The 22,577-nt window shown below is 55.6% G+C and carries 22 protein-coding genes; 8 read left to right on the top strand and 14 right to left on the bottom strand.

What is annotated here, in order from left to right:
- Positions 1 to 86: 86 nt before the first annotated feature.
- From OKX01_RS12305 to OKX01_RS12275, 7 genes are all read right to left on the bottom strand, one after another.
- Positions 87 to 704, bottom strand: a complete 618-nt coding sequence (locus tag OKX01_RS12305; RefSeq protein ID WP_264671799.1) for a Maf family protein — start codon at positions 702 to 704, stop codon at positions 87 to 89.
- 23 nt (positions 705 to 727) lie between these two features.
- Complete coding sequence (gene rlmH / locus OKX01_RS12300) at positions 728 to 1,198, bottom strand: 23S rRNA (pseudouridine(1915)-N(3))-methyltransferase RlmH (protein WP_094197248.1); 471 nt, start codon at positions 1,196 to 1,198, stop codon at positions 728 to 730.
- A 244-nt stretch (positions 1,199 to 1,442) separates the two neighbouring features.
- Positions 1,443 to 1,847 carry a ribosome silencing factor gene (gene rsfS, locus OKX01_RS12295; protein ID WP_094197247.1) on the bottom strand — a complete coding sequence of 135 codons (405 nt, stop codon included), beginning with the start codon at positions 1,845 to 1,847 and terminating at the stop codon, positions 1,443 to 1,445.
- An 8-nt stretch (positions 1,848 to 1,855) separates the two neighbouring features.
- Positions 1,856 to 2,473: a nicotinate (nicotinamide) nucleotide adenylyltransferase gene (gene nadD, locus OKX01_RS12290; protein ID WP_108727721.1), complete on the bottom strand. Its 618-nt coding sequence runs from the start codon at positions 2,471 to 2,473 to the stop codon at positions 1,856 to 1,858.
- Positions 2,464 to 3,369 carry an oxygen-dependent coproporphyrinogen oxidase gene (gene hemF / locus OKX01_RS12285; RefSeq protein WP_264671798.1) on the bottom strand — a complete coding sequence of 302 codons (906 nt, stop codon included), beginning with the start codon at positions 3,367 to 3,369 and terminating at the stop codon, positions 2,464 to 2,466. The genes nadD and hemF overlap by 10 nt, the downstream gene beginning before the upstream one ends.
- Positions 3,370 to 3,390: 21 nt before the next feature.
- The gene (gene purD, locus OKX01_RS12280; RefSeq protein WP_094197245.1) at positions 3,391 to 4,680 is read right to left on the bottom strand and encodes a phosphoribosylamine--glycine ligase; all 1,290 of its coding nucleotides are present in this window, start codon (positions 4,678 to 4,680) and stop codon (positions 3,391 to 3,393) included.
- Between the two features lie 48 nt (positions 4,681 to 4,728).
- Positions 4,729 to 5,460: a YebC/PmpR family DNA-binding transcriptional regulator gene (locus OKX01_RS12275; RefSeq protein WP_026483044.1), complete on the bottom strand. Its 732-nt coding sequence runs from the start codon at positions 5,458 to 5,460 to the stop codon at positions 4,729 to 4,731.
- Positions 5,461 to 5,599: 139 nt separating this feature from the next.
- On the opposite strand from OKX01_RS12275, the gene OKX01_RS12270 reads away from it, so the two are divergent.
- From OKX01_RS12270 to OKX01_RS12260, 3 genes are all read left to right on the top strand, one after another.
- Complete coding sequence (locus tag OKX01_RS12270; RefSeq protein ID WP_108727719.1) at positions 5,600 to 7,102, top strand: helicase HerA-like domain-containing protein; 1,503 nt, start codon at positions 5,600 to 5,602, stop codon at positions 7,100 to 7,102.
- Positions 7,102 to 8,040 (top strand): 2-hydroxyacid dehydrogenase, encoded by a 939-nt coding sequence (locus OKX01_RS12265; RefSeq protein ID WP_264671797.1) that lies wholly within the window; start codon positions 7,102 to 7,104, stop codon positions 8,038 to 8,040. The genes OKX01_RS12270 and OKX01_RS12265 overlap by 1 nt, the downstream gene beginning before the upstream one ends.
- A gap of 129 nt (positions 8,041 to 8,169) precedes the next feature.
- Positions 8,170 to 9,240, top strand: a complete 1,071-nt coding sequence (locus tag OKX01_RS12260) for a tartrate dehydrogenase (RefSeq protein ID WP_264671796.1) — start codon at positions 8,170 to 8,172, stop codon at positions 9,238 to 9,240.
- Positions 9,241 to 9,367: 127 nt separating this feature from the next.
- Here OKX01_RS12260 and OKX01_RS12255 read toward each other — a convergent pair whose 3' ends face one another.
- From OKX01_RS12255 to OKX01_RS12245, 3 genes are all read right to left on the bottom strand, one after another.
- The gene (locus OKX01_RS12255; protein WP_125276573.1) at positions 9,368 to 9,859 is read right to left on the bottom strand and encodes a MarR family winged helix-turn-helix transcriptional regulator; all 492 of its coding nucleotides are present in this window, start codon (positions 9,857 to 9,859) and stop codon (positions 9,368 to 9,370) included.
- A gap of 140 nt (positions 9,860 to 9,999) precedes the next feature.
- A complete protein-coding gene (locus tag OKX01_RS12250; protein ID WP_249459744.1) occupies positions 10,000 to 10,458 on the bottom strand; it encodes a hypothetical protein in 459 nt (152 codons plus the stop codon).
- A 325-nt stretch (positions 10,459 to 10,783) separates the two neighbouring features.
- The gene (locus OKX01_RS12245) at positions 10,784 to 11,644 is read right to left on the bottom strand and encodes a DMT family transporter (protein ID WP_094197241.1); all 861 of its coding nucleotides are present in this window, start codon (positions 11,642 to 11,644) and stop codon (positions 10,784 to 10,786) included.
- 149 nt (positions 11,645 to 11,793) lie between these two features.
- On the opposite strand from OKX01_RS12245, the gene OKX01_RS12240 reads away from it, so the two are divergent.
- Positions 11,794 to 12,780 (top strand): quinone oxidoreductase family protein, encoded by a 987-nt coding sequence (locus OKX01_RS12240; protein WP_162496897.1) that lies wholly within the window; start codon positions 11,794 to 11,796, stop codon positions 12,778 to 12,780.
- A gap of 258 nt (positions 12,781 to 13,038) precedes the next feature.
- Here OKX01_RS12240 and OKX01_RS12235 read toward each other — a convergent pair whose 3' ends face one another.
- On the bottom strand, positions 13,039 to 14,064 hold the full coding sequence (locus OKX01_RS12235) for a class 1 fructose-bisphosphatase (RefSeq protein ID WP_094197240.1): 1,026 nt from the start codon (positions 14,062 to 14,064) through the stop codon (positions 13,039 to 13,041).
- On the bottom strand, positions 14,061 to 16,739 hold the full coding sequence (pepN, locus tag OKX01_RS12230; RefSeq protein ID WP_094197239.1) for an aminopeptidase N: 2,679 nt from the start codon (positions 16,737 to 16,739) through the stop codon (positions 14,061 to 14,063). The genes OKX01_RS12235 and pepN overlap by 4 nt, the downstream gene beginning before the upstream one ends.
- Before the next feature lie 163 nt (positions 16,740 to 16,902).
- On the opposite strand from pepN, the gene OKX01_RS12225 reads away from it, so the two are divergent.
- Complete coding sequence (locus OKX01_RS12225) at positions 16,903 to 17,550, top strand: DUF4136 domain-containing protein (RefSeq protein WP_094197238.1); 648 nt, start codon at positions 16,903 to 16,905, stop codon at positions 17,548 to 17,550.
- Between the two features lie 93 nt (positions 17,551 to 17,643).
- Here the strand turns inward: OKX01_RS12225 and OKX01_RS12220 are convergent, their stop codons facing one another.
- Positions 17,644 to 17,991, bottom strand: coding sequence for an H-NS family nucleoid-associated regulatory protein (locus OKX01_RS12220; RefSeq protein ID WP_094197237.1), 348 nt, complete (start codon positions 17,989 to 17,991; stop codon positions 17,644 to 17,646).
- A 527-nt stretch (positions 17,992 to 18,518) separates the two neighbouring features.
- On the opposite strand from OKX01_RS12220, the gene tldD reads away from it, so the two are divergent.
- Positions 18,519 to 19,979 carry a metalloprotease TldD gene (tldD, locus tag OKX01_RS12215; protein WP_094197236.1) on the top strand — a complete coding sequence of 487 codons (1,461 nt, stop codon included), beginning with the start codon at positions 18,519 to 18,521 and terminating at the stop codon, positions 19,977 to 19,979.
- Between the two features lie 163 nt (positions 19,980 to 20,142).
- Here tldD and yddG read toward each other — a convergent pair whose 3' ends face one another.
- Positions 20,143 to 21,054 (bottom strand): aromatic amino acid DMT transporter YddG, encoded by a 912-nt coding sequence (gene yddG / locus OKX01_RS12210; protein ID WP_264671795.1) that lies wholly within the window; start codon positions 21,052 to 21,054, stop codon positions 20,143 to 20,145.
- Between the two features lie 426 nt (positions 21,055 to 21,480).
- Between yddG and OKX01_RS12205 the strand changes: the two genes are divergently transcribed.
- Both OKX01_RS12205 and ectA read left to right on the top strand, forming a co-directional pair.
- On the top strand, positions 21,481 to 22,008 hold the full coding sequence (locus OKX01_RS12205) for a MarR family winged helix-turn-helix transcriptional regulator (protein WP_042481944.1): 528 nt from the start codon (positions 21,481 to 21,483) through the stop codon (positions 22,006 to 22,008).
- Positions 22,005 to 22,562 carry a diaminobutyrate acetyltransferase gene (gene ectA, locus OKX01_RS12200; protein WP_376913960.1) on the top strand — a complete coding sequence of 186 codons (558 nt, stop codon included), beginning with the start codon at positions 22,005 to 22,007 and terminating at the stop codon, positions 22,560 to 22,562. The genes OKX01_RS12205 and ectA overlap by 4 nt, the downstream gene beginning before the upstream one ends.
- Positions 22,563 to 22,577: the final 15 nt, after the last annotated feature.

Raw genomic sequence — 22,577 nt, 5'->3', positions numbered from 1 at the left:
CTAAGATCAAAATGGAATAAAAGGATGGGACTGGGCCTTGCCTGGATAGTTCCCCATGCCTGTTCTGATTCGGTCGTTTCTCTGGTTCAACCGGGGGCGCGGATTTTCAGGTTAGCCAATTCCAGTAAGCGATAGGTTTCGTGTACAGGCAAACCCATCACGCCGGTATAGCTGCCACTCAAATGGCTGATGAATGCGCCACCCAGACCTTGAATGCCATAGGCTCCGGCTTTGCCCATAGGTTCACCGCTGGCACAGTATTCTGCAATTTCTTGTTCGTTCAGGGTTTTGAAGCTGACTTCGCTAATGCTGATGCTTTCAAATTCCACTCCACCTACGCCCAGGGACAAGGCTGTCATCACTTTGTGACGGCGGCCCGAGAGCTCGCGCAAGATACGTGCGGCGTCGTCCAGATCCGCAGGTTTGCCAAAAATGTCTTCGCCCATGCAGACCGTGGTGTCGGCACTTAAAATAGCGCGTTCCTGATCCAGGCTGCTGTTCTGTACACGCCATTCCAGCGCGCGCAGCAGTTTGTCGCGGGCGGTACGCCGAACATAGTCCAGCACGGCCTCTTGTTCCAGACGGGGTTCATCCTCGCCTGGAGGGCTGGGTACATTCAGGACTTCATGAGTAATCTGGATGCTGTTGAGCAGGTCGTGGCGGCGCGGGCTGGCAGAGGCCAAGTAGATGGGCTGAAAAGGCATAGAAAATCAGAGCTCAAGAAGATTCAGGCGCGGTGATAAGGATGCCCGGTCATGACGGACCAGGCGCGATACAGTTGTTCGGCCAGAAAAATGCGTACCAGAGGGTGGGGCAGCGTCAGGGAGGACAGGCGCAGCATGCCGTGGCAACTTTGCTTCAAGGTTGCGTCCAGCCCGTCCGGGCCTCCGACCAGAATCGCAATATCCTGACCACTGCTGCGCCAACGTTCCAGTTCCTGGGCTAGCTTGACGGTGGTCAGGTCCTTGCCGCGTTCGTCCAGAGCAATACGCATTGCCTGGGCGGGGATGGCTGCTTCAATACGTTTGGCTTCAGCCTGCATCATCTGGGCAGGTGTTTTGCCGCTGGTACGGGGCTCAGCCTTGATTTCACGCAGTTCTATGGCGCAGTCCTGGGGCAGTCGGCGAGCATATTCCTGCCAGCCTTGTTCTACCCAGTCGGGCATACGCTGACCGACGGCAATGACAATGAGTTTCATGAAATGTCGTACAAGAAAAAAAGCCCCCACGTTGCGCCTTCGGCTTGCGCTCCCCCTCGCGGCCTGTATGCCGCTCGGATTTGCCTGATACACAGCCGTTCCCAATGGGCTTCTGTGTGTCCGGGCTCATCCTCGAGGGGGCGTTTTTTACCGGGGGTGCCGAGCCTTGGGGTGGCCCGGCGGTAAAAAAAAGGCCGCATCATAAGCTGCGGCCTGGGTGTTGCCGACGGGCAGGAGAAAGAGCTTAGTCTTCGTCTTCGTCGGCGCTGGCGAAAAAGCCAGTGGGTGGAACCTGGCGCGATTGCGGCAGCAGTTCCACTTCGACAGGGCGCTCGCCCCAAAGTTCTTCCAGGTTGTAATACTGGCGGATGGCGGGCTGCATGCAATGCACCACAATGTCACCCAAATCCAGCAATACCCATTCGCCGGTGTCCTCGCCTTCATGGGCCAGAACGTCGACTTTGTTTTGACGTGCTTTATCAAACACGTTCTGGGCCAGAGCGCGGGTTTGCCGGTTGGACGTACCACTGGCGATGACCACACGATCGAACAGGCCGGTCATGTGGGTAGTGCTAAAGACCTTGATGTCTTGAGCTTTGACGTCTTCGAGGGCATCGATGACGAGTCGTTGAAGTGTTTCTATATTCATAAAAAGAACTATACAGGGCGCACCTGTGGGTGGGAAAGATAGAGCCGTTTTTTGTCAATGTATTGAGCGACTTCTTCCGGGACCAGGGCGGTGATGTTGTCACCGCGCTGCACTCGCTCCCGAATTTGGGTGGCCGAGATGTCCATGGGCAGAAAGTCGATCTGATGTAAACGGCGCTGAAGTCGACTCAGCTCCTGTTGCAAGGCTGCGGGCGTTTCCACAGGACTGCCGGGGCGCTGGGCCACCGCCAGCTCGACGTATTCAAGAATTTCCTGCCAGTCGTTCCAGCTGCAGAAATTATGCAGTTGGTCGCTGCCTAAAATCCAGTAGTACCGCGACCCGGCAGGCAAGCTGCGCACCGTGTCTATGGTGTAGGTGGGGCCGCCGCGTTCGATCTCTACGGGGTTCACTTGCAGCCCGTGGTGGCTTTGGGTGGCCAGCTCGGCCATGGCCAGACGGTCCTGGGTGCTGGCACCCAGGGCGTCGCGTTGCCAGGGCTGGGCAGCGGGCAGCAGTTGAACCTGATCCAGCTGCAATTGCTCGAATGCAGCAAGAGCCAGTGCTATATGGGCTTTATGGATGGGGTCGAAACTGCCACCCAAGAGCCCGACTCGCTTTAAATCCATTCGCGAGGCACCAGGTATTGCGCCAACGCCGCTTCCGGTGTGCCAGGTTCGGGCGACCAGTTGTAGCGCCAGTTTGCCTGGGGAGGCATGGACAGCAGGATGGATTCCGTACGCCCCCCCGATTGCAGACCAAACAGGGTGCCGCGGTCAAAGACCAGATTGAATTCGACATAGCGGCCACGACGAATGGCCTGGAAGTCCCGATTTTCCTGGGTGTACTCCTGATCCATGCGGGCACGCACGATGGGCACGTAGGCATCGGTAAAGGAGTTGCCCACGGAGCGGGTCAGGGCAAAGCTGGCTTCAAAGCCGGACTCGTTCAAATCGTCGTAGAAAATGCCGCCAATACCACGGGTTTCGTTGCGGTGCTTGAGATAAAAATATTCGTCGCACCAGCGCTTGTAGCGCGGGTAGTAATCCGTACCGTGCGGTGCCAGGGCATCGTGGCACACCTGATGGAAATGGCGGGCATCGTCTTCGTGCAGGTAGTAGGGCGTCAAGTCCAGACCGCCGCCAAACCAGAATACATCGTCTTGATCCGCTGTCTGGGCCTGGGCCACAAACATGCGCACGTTCATGTGCGTGGTGGGCACAAAGGGATTACGCGGGTGTATCACCAGCGAAACACCCATGGCCTCCCAGGGGCGTCCGGCCAATTCAGGGCGGTGGGCGCTGGCCGAAGGAGGCAGGGTGTGGCCTTTGACATGGCTGAACAAAACGGCAGCCCGCTCGAACACGGGGCCGTTCTCCAGCAGGCGGGACAGACCGCCACCGCCTTCTGGACGATCCCACTGGTCCGACTCGAAAGGCGTACCATCCAGTTGCTCCAGAGTGTCCACGATGTGGCTTTGCAACTGACGGAAATAAGCCTGGACGGTATCAATGGGTAAAGACATGAAAAGACCTTGCTGCGACAATCAGGATTCGTTGCTGGGCAGGGCGCGCCAGCCAATATCGGTGCGAAATTGCTTGCCGTCGAAATGCGTTTGGGAAATGGCCTCGTAAGCGGCTTCCTGAGCGCGACGGATGGAGTCGGCCATGGCGGTCACGCACAGTACGCGACCACCAGAGGTGACGACGGTACCGTCTTTCATTTGAGTGCCCGCATGGAAGGTGATGCACTCGTCGGTGTCTTTCGCAAACTGGGTGATGGCATCACCGGTACGAGGCTCTTCGGGGTAGTTGGCCGCAGCCAGTACTACGCCAATCGCGGTACGACGATCCCATTCGATAGTGGCCTCGTCCAGCTTGCCAGCCAGAGCCAGCTCGAAGGTTTCGGTCAGATCGCTTTTGATGCGCATCATGATGGGCTGGGTTTCAGGGTCGCCCATGCGGCAGTTGAATTCCAGCACTTTGATCGGACGGGTTGCGTCCGGACCATCGTCAATCATCACGCCAGCGTACAGAAAACCGGAGTAGGGCAAGCCTTCCTTGGCCATGCCTTGCATGGTGGGGTGAATGACTTCGCGCATGATGCGGTTGTGCAGCGTAGGACTGACGATAGGGGCAGGGGAGTAAGCGCCCATGCCACCCGTGTTCGGGCCTTGATCGCCGTCTTTCAGACGTTTGTGATCCTGACTGGTGGCCATCGGCAGTACATGCTTGCCGTCGCACATCACGATGAAGCTGGCTTCCTCGCCGGTCAGGCACTCTTCCACGACCACGCGGGCACCGGCAGCACCAAAGCGGCCATCGCCCAGAATATCGTCAATGGCGCTCAGTGCTTCTTCCAGCGTGGTAGCCACGATCACACCCTTGCCAGCGGCCAGGCCGTCGGCCTTGACCACAATGGGTGCGCCTTGCTGGCGGATGTAATCCTTGGCGGCGTCCGGGTCGGTAAAGGTTGCGTAGGCGGCTGTTGGAATGTTGTGGCGCACCATGAAAGCCTTGGCGTAGTCCTTGGAGCTTTCGAGCTGCGCAGCAGCCTGGGTGGGACCAAAGATTTTCAGGCCGGCCGCACGGAAGGCGTCCACAATGCCAGCGGCCAGAGGCGCTTCCGGGCCAACGACGGTGAAGGCAATTTTTTCTTGCTTCACAAAGGCAATCAGTTCCTGGATATCGGTGATCGCCAGGTTTTCAATACGTTCGGCACGTGCGGTACCGCCATTGCCCGGGGCAACGTAGACAGTCTGTACGCGTGCAGATTGGGCCAGGCGCCATGCCAAGGCGTGTTCACGGCCGCCGCTGCCGACAACAAGTAGCTTCATAGTGATGAGTCGGGCAGGGCCCGCAAAGAGGAGTTTTCAGGAATCAGGTTATTCGGCTTCGTCCATGACAGCGGTGGTGTAGACCTCTTGGACATCGTCCAGGCCTTCCAGTGCGTCCAGAAGTTTTTGCATTTTGACGGCATCATCGCCGCTCAGTTCGGTCTCGTTCAGGGCTTTCATGACGACACCCTCTACTTCGGGGGTCAGACCGGCTGCCTGGAACGCTGCTTGCACAGCCGGGTAGTCCGTGGGAGCGCATAGCACTTCGATCAGGCCTTCTTCATCCGTCACGATGTCGTCGGCACCGGCCTCCAGGCCGATCTCCATAATCGTGTCTTCCGAGGTGCCTGGGGCGAACAGAAACTGACCGCAGTGGCGAAATTGAAACACGACCGAGCCGTCCAGACCCAGATTGCCGCCATTTTTGGTAAAGGCGTGACGCACATCCGAGACCGTGCGCTGACGGTTGTCAGTCATGCAGTCCACAATCACGGCAGCACCGTTAATGCCATAGCCTTCGTAGCGAATTTCTTCGTAGTTGGCGTCGTCTGCCCCGCCTGCGCCGCGCTGGATGGCGCGCAGAATGTTGTCTTTGGGCATATTGGCCGCAGTTGCCTTGTCCCAGGCCATGCGCAAACGTGGGTTGGACTCGGGGTCAGGGCCGCCGGCACGCGCGGCCACGGTGACCTCACGAATGATCTTGGTCCAAAGTTTGCCCCGTTTTGCGTCCTGACGACCTTTACGGTGCTGAATATTCGCCCATTTACTATGTCCGGCCATAAAGTATTACCAATTCAGTAGACTACGTTCAAAGAAAAACAGATCTATTTTAACCTGTCTGTGCGACAAGGCCCGAGCTTGGGCGAAAGTCGCTAGAATCTAGGCACTTGGCATTCTATCCGGAAGAGAACAAACAATCATGGCCGATCCAATTTTGCTTGCTCAAAACAGCAATACTCCCATTTACCTGTTGCCTGCTCTGGCCAACCGGCATGGTTGTATTACGGGGGCGACAGGGACAGGCAAAACTGTCACCTTGCAAGTACTGGCCGAGGCTTTTTCCCGGCAGGGAACCCCGGTTTTTCTGGCCGATGCCAAGGGAGACTTGAGCGGAATTTCTCAGGCTGCCCAGCCCAATCCCAAATTGCAGGAGCGTCTGCAAAAGCTGGGGCTGCCTGAACCGGCCTGGGGCGCCAATCCGGTTGCTTTCTGGGACATTTTTGGCGAGCAGGGCCATCCAGTGCGGGCCACCATCTCCGACATGGGGCCTTTGCTGTTGGCCCAGATTCTGGAGCTCAATGACACCCAGGAAGGAATATTGAACATTCTGTTCCGGGTGGCTGATGATGAGGGACAACTGATTCTGGACTTGAAGGATTTGCGTGCCTTGCTGCAAGACATATCGGATCGTGCTGCCGAGCTGCGTAATCAGTACGGCAATATTGCTGCCGCGAGTGTAGGGGCCATTCAACGCGCCTTGCTGCGCCTGGAAACCCAAGGGGCGGATCGCTTCTTTGGGGAACCCGCCCTGGATGTGATGGATTGGATTCGTACCGACTCTGCCGGGCGCGGCATGATCAATGTGCTGGCCGCTGACAAGCTGATGCAATCGCCTCGTTTGTACGCGGTATTTCTGTTGTGGATGCTGGCTGATCTGTACGAGCGCCTGCCGGAAGTGGGCGATCTGGACAAACCGCGTCTGGTTTTCTTTTTTGACGAAGCCCACTTATTGTTTACAGGTGCCCCCAAGGCTTTGCTGGAAAAAGTCGAGCAGGTCGTGCGTCTGATCCGCTCCAAAGGCGTGGGTATTTATTTCGTGACACAAAACCCGCTGGATATTCCTGATACCGTTCTGGGCCAGTTGGGTAATCGGGTTCAGCACGCTTTGCGCGCCTTTACGCCGCGTGATCAGAAGGCTGTCAAGACAGCAGCGCAAACGATGCGCCCTAATCCCGGTTTGGATATTGAAGCGGCGATTACCGAGCTGGGGGTGGGGGAGGCTTTGGTGTCCATGCTGGATGCCAAGGGCATTCCCACGCCTACCGAGCGTGCCTGGCTAGTGGCTCCAGGTAGCCGGATTGGCCCGGCCACTGATGCCGAGCGACAGGCGGTTCGACAAGCCTCCTTGTTCGGCTTGAAATATGACCAGGCTATTGACCGCGAATCCGCCTACGAGGTGCTGGCCAAGAAAACAGCGGACGCCGCCGCCAATGGTGCAGCAGGCGCCACACAGGTCGGCGCGCCAGCAAACAAGGACGATGGCTTGATGGGCGTGGTCAATGACTTTCTATTTGGATCAACAGGGCCGCGCGGTGGCAAGAAAGACGGTTTGGTGCAAAGCATGATTAGAACCGAGACCAAACGGGCTGCCACTAAAGTGCTGCGTGGGGTATTGGGCTCTTTATTTGGAGGAAAACGTTAATGCCCTTGCAACTGCCGCATTTAATTATTGCCACCGCACGGCCATCAGAAACCACACGTTGGGCGGACGAATTCCGCAAGGCCTACCCTGATTGGAAAGTTGACGAGTTCGTAGCGGGTCAGCCCAGCACCGGGGCGACCTACGCCGTGGTGTGGCAACCGGATACGGCCTTGTTCAAGCAGGAACCTACGCTGCGCGCCACTTTCAATCTGGGGGCGGGCGTGGATGCGGTGGCAGGCCGTATCCCAGCCGAGATGCCTTTGTACCGTCTGGAGGACGCGGGCATGGCCGAGCAAATGGCCGAATATGCCTTGTATGGTGTACTGCGTGCCGTGGGTCGTTTTCAGCCCTACGAAGAGCAGGCGCGCGAGGGCAAGTGGAAAGCCTATCGCCCGATTGATCGTCGGCAGTGGCCGGTAGCCGTCTTGGGGCTGGGCGCAATTGGCAGCAAGATTGCCAAGGTCATCGCCAGCCTGGGCTATCCCGTGCGTGGCTGGTCGCGTCGTCTGCATGAAGCGGACTTCCCTTGCTATGCGGGTGAAGAGGGCCTGAAAGTGTGCGTCTCTGCCAGCCGTATCCTGGTCAACGCTTTGCCACTGACGCCGCAAACGGAAGGGCTGATCAACCGCGACCTGTTGTCCAATTTGCAGCCCGGTGGTTTTTTGATCAACGTGGCTCGTGGTGGACATTTGGTCGATGCGGATGTGCTGGACGCGCTCAAAAGCGGTCATCTGTCAGGCGCTTTGCTGGATGCCTTCACCCAGGAGCCGCTGCCTGCGGATCATCCGTATTGGGGCATTCCTTCTGTGATGGTTACGCCGCATATTTCGGGCATCACCGTGCGAGAGCTGGCGCTGGAGCAAATTGGCTCACGTATCGAGCTTTTGCAGCAAGGTAAACCAGCGGCCGGACGAGTGGATCATAGTCAGGGTTATTAAGCGTTTTCAAATTGAGGGCCAGTCTGCCAGCACGGTGGAAGCTGACAGGCTGCCTGCTGTTTCGTGAACGAAGCAGTGCTTTTTCAAAATAAGGCCATTGCGGCCAGCTAAAACCACAAGGATAGAGGAATGAGTAAAGTTCATCGCATTGCCGTGATCGCGGGAGACGGGATCGGCAAGGAAGTCATGCCTGAAGGGCTGCGTATTTTGGAAGTGGCTGCTCGTCGTCACGCCATCCATTTTGATTGGAAAGTGCTGGACTGGAGCTCGGACTACTACCAGAAGCACGGCACCATGATGCCGTCAGATTGGAAAGTCCAGTTGATGGATACCGAGGCCATTTTCTTTGGTGCCATGGGCTGGCCTGATCTGGTGCCTGACCATGTTTCTCTGTGGGAGTCCTTGTTTAAATTCCGTCGTGAATTTGATCAGTACATCAACTTGCGTCCCGTGCGTTTGATGCCTGGTGTGCGTTCGCCGCTGGCAGGTCGTGAACCTGGTGATATTGATTTCTTTATCGTGCGCGAGAATACCGAGGGCGAGTACTCCAATAGCGGCGGCATCTTGTTTGAAGGCACGCAGCGTGAAGTGGTCATTCAGGAAAGCGTCTTTACCCGCACCGGTACAGACCGTGTCTTGAAGTTCGCTTTTGAACTGGCTAAAAAACGAGGCAAGCACGTCACCGCCGCGACCAAATCCAACGGTATTTCGATTTCCATGCCTTGGTGGGATTCCCGCGTGGCCGCCATGGGCGAGCAATACCCGGATGTGAAGTGGGACAAGTATCACATCGACATTCTATGTGCTCACTTTGTGCAGCACCCGGACTGGTTCGATGTGGTGGTGGCTTCCAACCTGTTTGGCGATATCTTGTCCGATCTGGGGCCGGCATGTACCGGCACCATCGGTATTGCGCCGTCGGCCAACCTGAACCCTGAACGTGTGTTTCCATCCTTGTTCGAGCCCGTGCATGGCTCGGCACCGGATATCTACGGCAAGGGTATTGCCAACCCAGTCGGTCAAATCTGGAGTGGTGCCTTGATGATGGATTTTCTGGGCTACCCACAGGCAGCGGCCGAAGTAGTGCAAGCCATTGAGCAGGTGTTGGCTAATGGTCCGCGTACGCCCGATCTGGGCGGCCAGGCGAGCACCTCAGAAGTCGGTGCTGCCATCGCCCAGACTTTGGAAGCGATGGCCTAAACCCTTAGCTGGACTTGGGTGGGCGCAGGCCTGCCCAAGTTGGTTTGTACTTGTAGTGATTGCATGAAGTAGTGCTCAAAGCTAGCGACCACGGAACATCACAAGGCCGCTGTGGCGATGACGTGCGCTACGGTGTGTTGGTTTTGGATATCGGGTGCCCACCATCAATGTTGGGTAGGACGTCGTTTTTGATATCAGTGTGATTGAGTGCTTTTTCCAGCTCTGTCAGCACCTGACGAGTCGTAACTAAGTCAGCGCTTGCGGATTGAAATTGTGGAAGTAGGGATTGGAGCCAGACATCATAGCGGCTCATGATCTGTTGATAGGCTTCCTGCCCGGTATCAGTGAGTTCCCAAATTGGCGAGCGATCGTGGCGAGGATTGGAATGTGGTTTCACCAATCCGTCTTCAGCGAGCTTGTTCAAGCGCTTTTGTGCTCCCTGGCGCGTCATCCCCATACTTTCAGCCACCATGGGAGCGGTCATGGCGTGGTTGGCGAGTGCGAGAGCGCCCAAGACTTGCCAGTTGGTGCTATCTGTCACGATAGTCCGCACCAGCTCATTCCCATTTTCAAGTAGTGCAGTTTTCAAGCGGAAAATGGCGAGAATGATTTCCGTCAATGATTGCTTTTGACTGCTATCAGAGTAGTTGCTAATCGTTAAGCTCCTTTCGTGGATACCGGTTGCCGCCGTAAGTTGAGTGGCATCCCATAGTACCGGTTTCAAATGTTGTGGCGTTTGATATTTCCTGCTGAGCAGTCTCAGTACCCCGGCTTTGACAGAGCGGCACCATCTTTAGCATTCAAGATGATGAGGCTTAGGTTTGTGACGCCAGCCAAAATTTCTATGGTTTGGATGAGGGTGAACATTGGCCCGAAGGAGCCTGATGCTGCTAGCTTGGATAGCGCCAATGCACTGGGTATCAAAATCACGATACCGAACGCGGCAATGATTTTCATACGCTTGATTTTGATTGCCAGTGTGGGATGCGAGGCGGAGCCTGCCATCGCTTTCCCTAGCCCGCCTGTGAGGGCAAGCAGCGGAACCAATATGAATAGCCCTGGAAAAACGATCATACGTTTTACGAAAGCGATTTCTTGCTGGCTGCCAAGAATCTCGACCAGCGTCGTGGAAAGCAGAAAACTGAAGATTACGATCCCGGCAAGGCCGCCAGCAATCGCATGAATTTTAGGTTTTATCCCAGGTGATTTTTTTACCATGGTTACCTTCCGAGGTGCTTGTGCGTTGAGAAAGATAGAGCGTCAGTCATTGCTGTACAGTTCATTATAATGGTAACTGATTTCCAGTGTGGAAATTGGTTGTCATTTTGAGGTGGCTCAATTGAGTCATAGCGCTTTTGAGTATCGACAGAAAAGGGCGCTCTTTGGGGGGGGGGCTCTTTCTCAGTGAGGGTGCTGGATGAAGGCTTAGGTGAGCCCAGCTATTTGATGTTCTGGCCCGATTGGTATTGCGCCATCGGGCCAATAAGTAGGGAAAAGGCAAGAATGGCCATCGCCCAGACTTTGGAAGCGATGGCCTAAATCCTTAGTTGGACTTGGGTGGGCGCAGGCCTGCCCAAGTGATGGCGCCAATCATGATCGCACCGCCCAGCAGCGCACGGCTGCTGGGGTACTGAGCGAAGAGCAGTGCCGCAAAGGCAATGGCGTAGACGGGCTCCAGGGCGATCACAATCCCGGCGCTGCGCGCATTCAGAACGCTGAGTGCAGAGACCAGCAGGTAGTGCGACAGCGCTGTGCAAAACACTCCCAGCAGGGCAATCCAGAACCAGTCTAATAATGTGCTATCGCCCAGCAGCGGTATGGCAAAAGGCCAGCACATCAGGGCGACAAACAGGTTCTCCCACCAGGCCACTTGCTGTGCCGACAAATGTTTGGCAGCGCGGCGGTTGATCAGGGTGAACATGGCAAAGGTAAAGCCGGAGGCAATGGCCCAGGCCAAGCCGATAGTCGATTGATCCTGAAAGTCGAAAGAGGGGGTAACCAGCAACAAACCGACGGTGACCAAAGCCAGAATGATCCATTCCGATACCGTGACGCGCTCTCGCAATACGGCCCATTCGCACAGGGTAATGAAGGCCGGGAAGCTGGCAAACCCCAAGGTGGCAATGGCCACGCCGCCTACTTTGACGGCCACAAAAAAAGTGGCCCAGTGAATGGCCAGCATGATGGAAGCCATAAGAAGGGTACGAAAGTCCGCGGCTTTCATGCCTTGCCCCAAACCGCGTCCTTGAGAGCGGATACTGATAAACAAGGCCAGGACCGCAAAGCTGGCCCGGCCAGCGGTGATCAGCATGGCGCCGACCTGGATGAGTTCACCAAAAATACCGGTCAGTCCGAACAGAACGGCGGCCACATGAATGGCTGCCAGAGCACGTCCATGCGTCATGGAAAGCGATCCGAGAAAAAAGAGTGAAATTTACGCTATTCTGGTGCTTTAGATCAGCCAGCGATAGGGCAGCGGGGTCGGGCAGGCAATACGTGTAAGGCATTATTCTAAGACATTGCAACGGGCCCCCTCATCAAAGGAGTAAAACAATGACGCAGATGGTTAAGGCGATACGGATTGAACGTAATGGAGGCCCGGAGGTATTGCAGTGGGCTTCGGTAGAGTTACCTGCTCCGCAGGAACAAGAAGTCACCATACGGCAAAAGGCGGTGGGTTTGAACTTTATCGATATTTATTTCCGTAATGGCCTCTACAGCCATCCCTTGCCCCATGGTTTGGGGTTTGAGGCGTCTGGCATTGTGGAAGCAGTCGGTTCGGGTGTCACGCACCTGAAAGTGGGTGATCGCGTCGCTTACGGTCAAAGTCCCCTGGGGGCGTATGCCCAAGCACGTAATGTACCTGCCGACCGTGTCGTGCGTATTCCCGATGCCGTCTCTTTTGAACAGGCCGCAGCCATGATGCTGAAAGGTCTGACTTGCTGGTACTTGCTGCGCCAGACTTATCGTGTGCATGAAGGCCAGACGATTCTGTTCCATGCCGCTGCCGGTGGCGTGGGTTTGTATGCCTGCCAATGGGCGCGTGCCTTGGGTGTGAAATTGATTGGTACGGTTTCCGGCCCCGAAAAAGCAGCACTGGCGAAAGCGAATGGTGCTTGGGAAGTGATTGATTACTCCTATGAAGATGTGGTGCAGCGTGTACTGGAACTGACCAATGGCCAAAAAGTGCCGGTCGTTTATGACGGTGTGGGTAAAGACACCTGGGAGCGTTCGCTGGATTGCTTGCAACCGCGTGGCTTGATGGTCAGCTTTGGCAATGCCTCCGGCCCGGTAACCGGTGTGAATCTGGCGACTCTGGCCGCCAAGGGTTCCTTGTATGTGACTCGTCCTGTGCTGGGGGCTTATGTGCCGACGCAGGAAACCATGCAGGCCGCGGCAGATGAGATGTTCGAGCTGGTTTTGCAAGGCAAGATCAAGCCGCTGATTGGCCAACGCTTTGCACTGGATCAGGTTGCCCAGGCGCATGAGGCTTTGGCGGGTCGTCGCACGACGGGGTCTACCGTTTTGACACTGGATTAAAGCGGATTATCGGGTGTAGAGAGTGATGAGCAGATAGTCTTTGTTCAGCGCTGTGCTTGAGACCAGAGGTGTGCTTATGAACCACTCATCTGCCCTTGTTGGCTTTACGTCATTTTCCAATTTACCTATCTGGTAGTTGAAAAGACGTGCTCAGCAGTCAGCCTGAATAGTTTGCCTTCTAAAAAAATGGCCTCCAATCTGGAGGCCATTTTCATTTCAGCAAAGCAACGGTGTCCGCTGGCGAGCAGCGGATAGAAGTCACCCTTGCTCGTGGTATTGGCGCACGCGCTCGACCTCGTTGCGCGAACCCAGAATCACGCCAATGCGCTGATGCAGTTCTGTAGGCTGCACGTCCAGAATGCGCTGTGTGCCGTCAATCGACAGGCCACCGGCCTGCTCGACCAGGAAGCTCATGGGGTTGGCTTCGTACATCAAACGCAGCTTGCCTTTGCGACCGGAGGCGCGGGCATCACGGGGATACATGAAGATACCGCCACGGGTCAGGATGCGGTGTACATCGGCCACCATGGAGGCGATCCAGCGCATATTGTAGCTTTTACCCAGTGGGCCTTCTGGGCCTGCCAGACAGTCGTCGATATAGCGTTTTACCGGAGCTTCCCAGTGACGCATATTAGACATGTTGATGGCAAATTCAGCGGTGTCCTCAGGGATGGTGACGCGCTCAGTGGTCAATACCCAGGAGCCCATTTCCTTGTCCAGCGTGAACGCGGCAACGCCGTCACCCACAGTCAGTACCAGCATGGTTTGTGGGCCGTAAATGGCATAACCGGCCGCAACCTGGCGCACGCCGGGCTGCAGGAAGTCTTGCTCTTCGATGACGCGGTCACGCGCTTCAGGCGGTACGCTCAGCACCGAGAAGATCGTGCCAATGGACACGTTCACGTCAATATTGGACGAGCCATCCAGCGGATCGAACAAGAGCAGGTTTTCGCCCTTGGGGTAGTAGTCGGGGATACGGTGCAGGGTGTCCATTTCCTCGGAGGCCATGGCAGCCAGATTGCCGCCCCATTCGTTGGCTTCCAGCAGAATTTCATTGGACAGGACGTCCAGTTTTTTCTGAACTTCACCCTGGACGTTCTCGGAGTCCAGAGAACCCAGAACGCCGCCCAGCGCCCCTTTGCTGACGGCATGGCCAATGGCCTTGCACGCGCGAGCCACGGTCTCCAGCAGTAGGCGCACGTCGGCGGTGACCGTTTTTTTCTGGCGCTGTTGCTCCACCAGATACTGAGTAAGGTTTTTCTTCAAGACAGACTCCGAGGTCAAAGAGTTAATGCTTTATGTACGATTTCGGCCACATTGCCCGACAGGCCGGGTTCGGCCTGAATACGCTCCAGCGCTGCCTTGAGCAGGTCGCGGGCTTCGGGTTCAAAGCGGGCCCAGTTATCAAACACACGGGCCAGACGGGCAGAGATTTCCGGGTTGAGCTTGTCCAGGGCAATGACTTGCTCAGCCCAGAAGGTATAGCCTTCGGGCGTGTGTACCGCCTGCATATTATTCATGCAAAACTGGAAAATCAGAGAGCGAGCGCGGTTGGGATTGCGCATCGAGAAAGCCGGATGCAGCATCAAGGCGCGCACTTGGGCAACTTGTGTGCTGGGGGCGGTGGCCTGCAAGCTGAACCAGCGGTCCAGCACCAGGGGATTGTCTTGCCAGCGCTGGAAAAAGTCATCCAGGCCGTCTTGGCGATCTTCTTGGTCGCCGTAGTTCACCAGCGCACTTAAGGCACCCATGCGATCAGTCATATTGGTGGCCTGATCGTATTGATTGCGTGCCAACCGTGGGCCGGTACTCACACCGGCAACCAGCAGATAATTCAGAGCCAGATTGCGCAAGGAGCGCTGGCCTGCCTGCAAGGCGTCTGGGCTGTAAGGAGCCTGTTCCAGGCTCAGGTACTGGTACAGCTCTTGCCAGTAGGGAGTCAGGGCCAGACCCAGTTCACGTTGGAGTTGACGGCGGGCTTGAACAACGGCACGCGGGGTCATGGGCTGGGTCTGTTCCAGCAATTCACGCTCGCTGGGAAGGGACAGGATACGGGCCTTGTAAGCAGGGCTTAAGGCGGGGTCTTGTACCAGCGCATGCCAGGTTTGCACCACGGTCGCCAATTGTGTGGCCGAAGGAGTGCGTCCCGAGGCCGAGGACAAAATCAGACGGGTAGCCAGCAACTGCGCCGCTTCCCAGCGTGCAAATGGATCCGTGTCGTGGCGGGCTAGCAAAGCCAGCTCGGAATCCGGACGGTAGTAGTCCACCCGCACGGGGGCAGAGAAATTGCGCAGCAGGGACAGAACCGGAGCGTCGGGAATCTGCGTGAAGGTCCAGCTTTGTTCCGCTTCAGTGAAATCCAGCACCAGCGTATCGCCTTGCTGATCATCCAGGTGCAGGGTTAAGGGAGCGCCTTGTTGATCCAGCATGCCCAGGGCAAAGGGGATATGCAAAGGGGGTTTGGGCGTGGATTTGTTTTCAATCCCAGCGGGGGCATTGCTTTGGCGCAGGGTCAGCGTAGCGGTCTGGGTGGCGGGGTCGTGTTGCAGGCTGACCTGAACGCGGGGAGTGCCGGCCTGCTGATACCAGCGTCGGAACTGTTCCAGGCTGCGGCCAGGCTTGACTTGGCGATACACGCTGTCCATGCTGTCCACGAAATCATCGCACGTGACCGCTTGGCCGTCATGGCGCTTGAAGTATTCACGAATGCCAGCCTGAAAGTTTTCTTCGCCCAGCAAGGTGTGCTGCATGCGAATGACTTCAGCTCCTTTCTCGTAAATCGTGGCGGTATAAAAGTTGCTGATTTCCTGATAGCTCTCGGGACGGATAGGGTGAGCCATCGGGCCGGCATCTTCAGGAAATTGGGCCGCGCGCAAGACGCTGACATCATCAATGCGTTTGACGGCACGAGCGCTGGCAGCTTGAGGGCCGTCCAGTCCTTGCGCCAACATGTCTGCCGAGAACTCCTGGTCGCGGAACACCGTCAGGCCTTCTTTCAAGGAGAGCTGGAACCAGTCGCGGCACGTCACGCGGTTGCCCGTCCAGTTGTGGAAATATTCGTGACCAATAACGGCTTCGACGGCGTTGAAGGACGCATCGGTGGTGCTTTGTGCATCGGCCAGCACATAGGCGGAATTAAAAATGTTCAGGCCCTTGTTTTCCATCGCGCCCATATTGAAGTCGCGAGCGGCCACAATCATGAAGCGGTCCAGATCCAGTTCCAGGCCGAAGCGTTGCTCATCCCAGCGTACTGAATGCTCCAGGCATTGCATGGCCCATTCTGTTTTATCGCCGTCACCACGATCGCAATAAACCTGCAATAGGGCAGGCTGGCCATTGGCCTTTTTGATTTCACGCTCGCGTACATCAAAATCGCCGGCCACCAGCGCAAATAAATAAGAAGGTTTTGGAAAGGGGTCTTCCCAGATAGCTTGAGTACGGCCATCGTCCAGTGTGGTGCTTTCCAGCAAATTGCCATTGGAGAGCAGATACGGGTAGCGCTTGGCATCGCCACGCAGCACCACTTCATAGCGGGACATCACATCGGGGCGGTCCGGAAAGAAAGTGATACGGCGAAAGCCCTGGGCTTCGCATTGAGTAAATAGGTTCTGGCCCGAGATATACAGGCCCATCAGCATGGTGTTCTCTTGGGGGCGGCAGCGGCTCACCAGTACCACGTCAAACTCTGTGGCCGCCGGCGAGAGCGTCAGGCCCTGCTCATCAAGCTGGTAATCCTGGGCGTTCAGGGCGACGCCATTCAGACTGATTTCAATGAGTTCAATGTCTTCGCCATCCAGCACCAGGGGGCGGATCTGGCCATCCCGGCTGCTGGCTCGAAAAGCCAGACGAACCAAGGTTTGCTCGGCCGCCAAATCAAATTCCAACCGTACCTTTTCTATTTGATAGGGGTAAGGTTGGTAATCGTGGCGGGAGATCGTGGGTAAGGTGTCTGTGCGCATGTGATCCTGGTCCGACAATCGAAAAAGATGGTCTATTGTAATGTTGTTTGAACGCCCACACTGAGCGCCAGAAACAGGCAGTACACTAATTGTTCGCCAGCGCTGTGGCGCTGCCATTAATCGGGCTTGAACGTGCAAGCGAAAAACAAGCAAAGGTGAAACGATGAGCTTATTTTCTGAAGGGGCTTCCTGGCGCGCCCTACGCCTGATGGGCCTGGCATTCGCGTTGTTGACTACGGCTTGCGCTGCGCCTAGCTGGTCTGCCAAATTGACGCGTTATCAGCAATGGCCCACCACCACCAGTGGCGATACGTATTACATCAAGTCCTCGCCAGACAAAAGCGGCAGTTTGCAATACCAGTCTTTTGCTGATTCTGTGCGGGCTTCTATTGGGGTGACAGGACTGGTGCAAGCCCCTGATCTGAAATCGGCGCGTTTCGTGGTGCAAATGGATTATGGCAATCCGCAGGAGCAAAGCTGGGTGCCGCAATTTGCAGATAGCTTTTATGGCCCATCCGCATGGGGAATTGGTCGCGGCTATTATGCGCCAAATGATGGCTGGGGCGGCGGTTTCTTTTATTCTCCGAATGTAGTGAATGTTCCTGTCACTATGTATAAAAATTATCTAAATGTAATTATTACGGATAATCAAAACTCGGGCGCGGAAGTGTATCGCGCCACCGCTGTGTCGTATAGCCATTCTGACAATCTGGACCAGCAGATGCCTTTTTTGTCCCAGGCCATATTTGATGGTTTTCCCGGTAATAATGGACAAGTGATTGATATCCGATATCCATTACCTCGAGATTGAGTCGCTAGAACCCCGATATTATGTAGGGGTTTTAGATCAATAAGAAAGGGACCGCTTGAAAAGCGGTCCCTTTCTTTTGTTTGGTTTCCAAGCTTATTTGATAAGAAACTCTTCACGGCTGCGGCCATTGGCTTCTGCATCAATGATCCAGCGTGGTGGACGACCACGGCCCGTCCAGGTGTCTTGGGTGCCGGGGTGGCGGTATTTGGGAGGCAGGCTGGTTTTGGGACCATTGGAGCTAGCGCCAGCGCCGCGACGGGCAGAGTTTTCCAGAGCTTCAGCAACTTCTTCAATCGTGATCTCGTTGTCTTGCATGGACTTGACGATAGACGCAATGACAGGACGACGCTGTTTAACTCTAAGGGATTTCATCTGCTTTTGCAGACGCAGAATCTCTTTTTCGATCTTCTGCTTTGCGGAGCTGTAAGTTTCGACTGACATATAGGATTCCTGTTTCATGTTTGTAGTTATCTGATAAACCCTGCCTGCACAAGCTCATGTTTATCATGTGAAAGCAGTGTACTTTGATTTTCTTGAAAAGATAAGTGGTTTGGATAAAAAATAAACCCTTAATCAAAAAGGTGTTTGGTTTTTGTAATTATTTAAGGGTATTAGACGATTCTATGGCTCTTGATTAATTAATCTAATCAGGGGTTATCATAAAACCGAATGGGTTTATACCAAAACCATATGGGTTCATTTCTAATTAGACGGGTTTTTAAATAGTTTTAATTCCGTATCAGAAAATGTCGTAAGTAGAATATTTGAACCGATTGCTTCAATCGGCTGATTTGGGGGGGGGAGGGGCGTAAATGGCCTGATCCGTACGTGGGCATCGCATACGGTGGCACATTCTGTTTTAATGCTCAGATGGACGGAAGCCAAGTTGATGTCAGCACGTCTATTGGTACCCATTTTCGTCCCTTGCAGCCATGGGCTTGCCGGGGATCTGTCAGTAGGAATAAACGATGAAGTTAGTTGATCCGGCTATCAATGCTCTGGAATGTGCCCGTGGACTGTTGCTTGACCCCTGGGGTCTGGACGAAAGTCATTTGTCTGGCGCGCTCGGTGAGATCTTCACCCATCAGGCCGACTACGCCGATTTGTATTTTCAGTACACCCGTAGCGAAGGCTGGGCGCTGGATGAGGGGATCGTCAAAAGCGGCAGCTTTTCAATCGAGCAGGGCGTGGGTGTGCGTGCATTAAGCGGCGAGAAAACCGCGTTTGCCTATTCGGACTCCCTCAGTCCCGAGGCGTTGCTGTCCTCGGCCCGTGTGGTGCGTTCGATTGCACGCCAGGGCGGTTCGGGTAAAAGCGGCATTTTGGTGCCGACCGATTCACCGCGCCCCCCCTTGTATACCGGCACGGACCCTATCGCCAGTTTGCCTGCCCCTGAGAAGGTGGCTTTGCTGGGAAGGCTGGATGCTTTGGCGCGTGCGGCAGATTCGCGCGTGGTGCAGGTCATGGCCAGTCTGGGGGCGGAATACGATGTGGTGCTGGTCGCTGGTAGCGATGGCCGGTTGGCAGCCGATGTACGTCCCTTGGTGCATTTGTCCTTGTCGGTCATTGTTGAACAAAATGGCCGTCGTGAACGCGGCTCGGCAGCCGGTGGCGGGCGGGTTGACCTGTCCTATTTCTCTGACGATATGCTGCGCAGTTACGTGGACAAGGCTGTGCGTTCTGCCATGACCAATCTACAAGCCAAACCGGCACCCGCTGGGCAGATGACGGTGGTTCTGGGGCCGGGCTGGCCAGGCGTCATGCTGCACGAAGCGGTAGGCCACGGTTTGGAGGGCGATTTCAACCGGCGAGGCAGCAGCTTGTTCTCGGGCCGTATTGGCCAGCGCGTGGCCTCTAAAGGCGTGACCGTCATTGATGATGGCACCTTGGAAAACCGCCGTGGTTCCTTAAATATGGATGACGAGGGCAATACCACGCAACGTACGGTTTTGATTGAAGACGGTATTTTGAAAGGCTACTTGCAAGATACCCATAATGCGCGCCTGATGGGGACGGCCATTACGGGTAATGGCCGCCGTGAATCCTACGCCAGCCTGCCCATGCCGCGTATGACCAACACCTTTATGTTGGGCGGCGATAAGGATCCTCAGGAAATTATTGCCTCGGTTAAAAAAGGTTTATATGCCGTAGACTTCGGTGGCGGCCAGGTTGATATTACTAGCGGTAAGTTTGTTTTCTCCGCCTCGGAAGCCTGGGTGATTGAAAATGGGAAACTGATGTACCCCGTTAAAGGGGCCACCCTGATTGGTAGCGGACCCGATGCCATGAATCAAATCAGTATGATCGGTAATGACATGCAGTTGGATTCAGGAGTGGGTACTTGCGGTAAAGAAGGTCAAAGTGTTCCGGTTGGGGTAGGGATTCCTACCGTGCGGATGGAAAACCTGACTGTGGGTGGAACCGCCTGATTTAATTTGCTGGCTAATCAAAACCAATAAAAAGACCGCCCGAAGTTGAATTAACGGGGACGGTCTTTTTTGATGCCGCTTTTATTGCAGCGCAGCACATTGCTTTTAGTTTTGATTTTTGCGCGGCAGGCACAACGGTGTTGGGATTAATGAGTATGGTTTTTCAGACAGTGCGTGTCACCGGCCTGGGTTTGCGCACGCGAATGGCCCACCAACACAACAGGGCCCCCGAACACACCATGGCCGAGCCTTGCCAGAAAGTCAGCGTCAAGGGGGCTTGCAGCAAAAAGGTGGACAGGGCGGCTGAAATGACCGGAATAAAGTAAGAAGCGCCGGCCAGTATGGTGACATTGCCATGCAAAATGCCCACGTTCCAGGCGGCATAACCAAAGCCCATCGCAATGGCAGCCAGCAGCAAATACAGTAAAGCGGGCACTGTGAACGTGATGGCAGGCGCGCCTTGGATCAGGTATTTCATCCACAGGGCCGCTGCTGTCAGCATGAAAAACAAGGTGATGCCATTTTTGCCCTGGGCGATGCGGGCGGTCATGGTGCTGTAGCCGGCCCAGATCAGTGCACCGCTAAAGGCCAGGCCGTAGCTCAAGGGATTGTCCTGCACATTCAGCCAGATGTTGTGCAGACCCAAGCCTTGTTCACCGCCCAGAATCCAACTGATACCCATCATGGACAAGAATAGGCCAGGCGCAATCAGCCAGTTGGCTTTTTGCTTATTGAACAAAATAGCGGCCACGATGGTGAAGGTGGGCCACAGATAATTGACCATCCCCACTTCAATAGCCTGCTGGCTGTTATGAGCATAGCCAATCGACAGGGCAAGGCACAGCTCATAACAGACAAACAGGATGCTGCCCCAAAGCAGGTAGCGGCGCGGGAAGTCTCGCAGGCGCACCCAGCCCACCGATAACAGCAGAAAGACGGTAGCCAGGGTGTAAATCAGGGCAGCGCCACCGGTGACGCCAAGATAGTCGCTGACGCTGCGTATCAGACCGACAATCGTGCTCCAAAGGACAATGGCGATCAGTCCGGTCAGGGTGGCCTTATCAGATTGCTTCATGCTGGTTTTACTGTCTGCCAGGCGCACCGTGGGCAGGTCGTGGCTTTACTTGGCCGAGACGGTGATGGGTTAATGGGCTGGGTCTGTATCAGGCTGTGGCAGTTTGCAAGCAGGATTCTGATGCAGCACCCCTGCCTTGCTTAAAGACAGACCGATCCGCCTCGGTAAAGGCGCATGACAGTGTACTGTAAGCTGTGTATCGTCTTGGCGCGATCAGGGCGAATAAAGGGATAGGGCAGGGTATTTTCCACATTTTGCTGGCCCGCTCAATAGGGGGCGGGTGCTTACTTTTTGGGGTTTTAAGTCGGCTCTGCGTGTTTACGCTCCGTATGATTTTGAGTGTAAATCGGTTTGACTTAGATCTTTTCTAGGCATATCATTTCAACACGAATTAATCGTGCTGAATTATTTTGTTTGGCTAATTAAATGACCACAGATCAACACTACGATTTACGAATTTTGCGGGCTTTGCGCCAGATTACGCGCTCGATTGCCCTGCATTCCAGGCAGTTGTCGGCGTACAGCAATATCACCGCGCCTCAGTTGATCTGCCTGCGCACCATTATTGAAAAAGGCCCGCTGACGGCTACAGCCATCAGTCGCGAAATGCACGTCAGCCCCAGCACCGTGGTCGGTATTCTGGATCGTCTGGAAGACAAGAAACTGGTGCTGCGTGAGCGCGGTCGTGAAGATCGGCGCATTGTTTTTGTCAGTGCGACACCAGAGGGTAAGACCTTGGCACACGATACGCCATCCCCTTTGCAAAAGAAGCTGTCGGACGCCTTGAAAGAGTTGCCCGAGCTGGAACAGGCCACCATGACCTTGTCCCTGGAGCGCATTGTGCGCTTGCTCGACGCTGACCCGGATGTTGTGCTGGAGGCCGATGAGACGGCCTCGCCTATTCTTGAGGTCCCGGAAGGGGATGTTCCCCCTGAATCCGGGTTGGTGGTTTGACGGACCGACCCAGTCCGGGCAGCTCGGCCGGCAGTGTGACTGCCGCCGATCCTGCCCCCAGTGACCCGGCGCTGATCCTGCGAGCGCCTCAATTGCGCGATGCTGCTGCAATCCATCAACTGATTGCCGACAGTCCGCCCTTGGATCTGAATTCTGAATATCTCTATTTGCTGCTCAGCGAGCACTTTTCCCAGACCTGCGTTATCGCGCAGCGTGGGGAACAAATAGACGGTTTCATCTCTGCCTACTTTCTCCCCGACCGTCCCGATGTGCTCTTTGTGTGGCAAGTTGCCGTGCATGAGCGCGCCCGCGGGCGTCGTCTGGGGCAGGCCATGCTGGAGCACTTACGAGAGCGTTTGCGTGGTCGTTCCCTGCGCTATCTGGAAACGACGGTCAGCCCCGGGAACCGGGCTTCGCGCGGCTTGTTTGCGGCCATGGCACGGCGTTGGGGTGTGCCCATGCAGGAACAGGAATTTTTTGATACCGCCTTGTTTGCCGATCAGGCTCACGAGGCAGAACCTCTATTACGAATCGGCCCCTTGGACTCTGGATAAGGGGACTTTACGCAA

It is taken from the genome of Alcaligenes sp. SMD-FA (assembly GCF_025960365.1).
GTDB lineage: Bacteria > Pseudomonadota > Gammaproteobacteria > Burkholderiales > Burkholderiaceae_B > Alcaligenes > Alcaligenes aquatilis.
The sequence above is the reverse complement of the archived record's forward strand: the minus strand, read 5'-3'. Positions and strand labels throughout refer to the sequence as shown.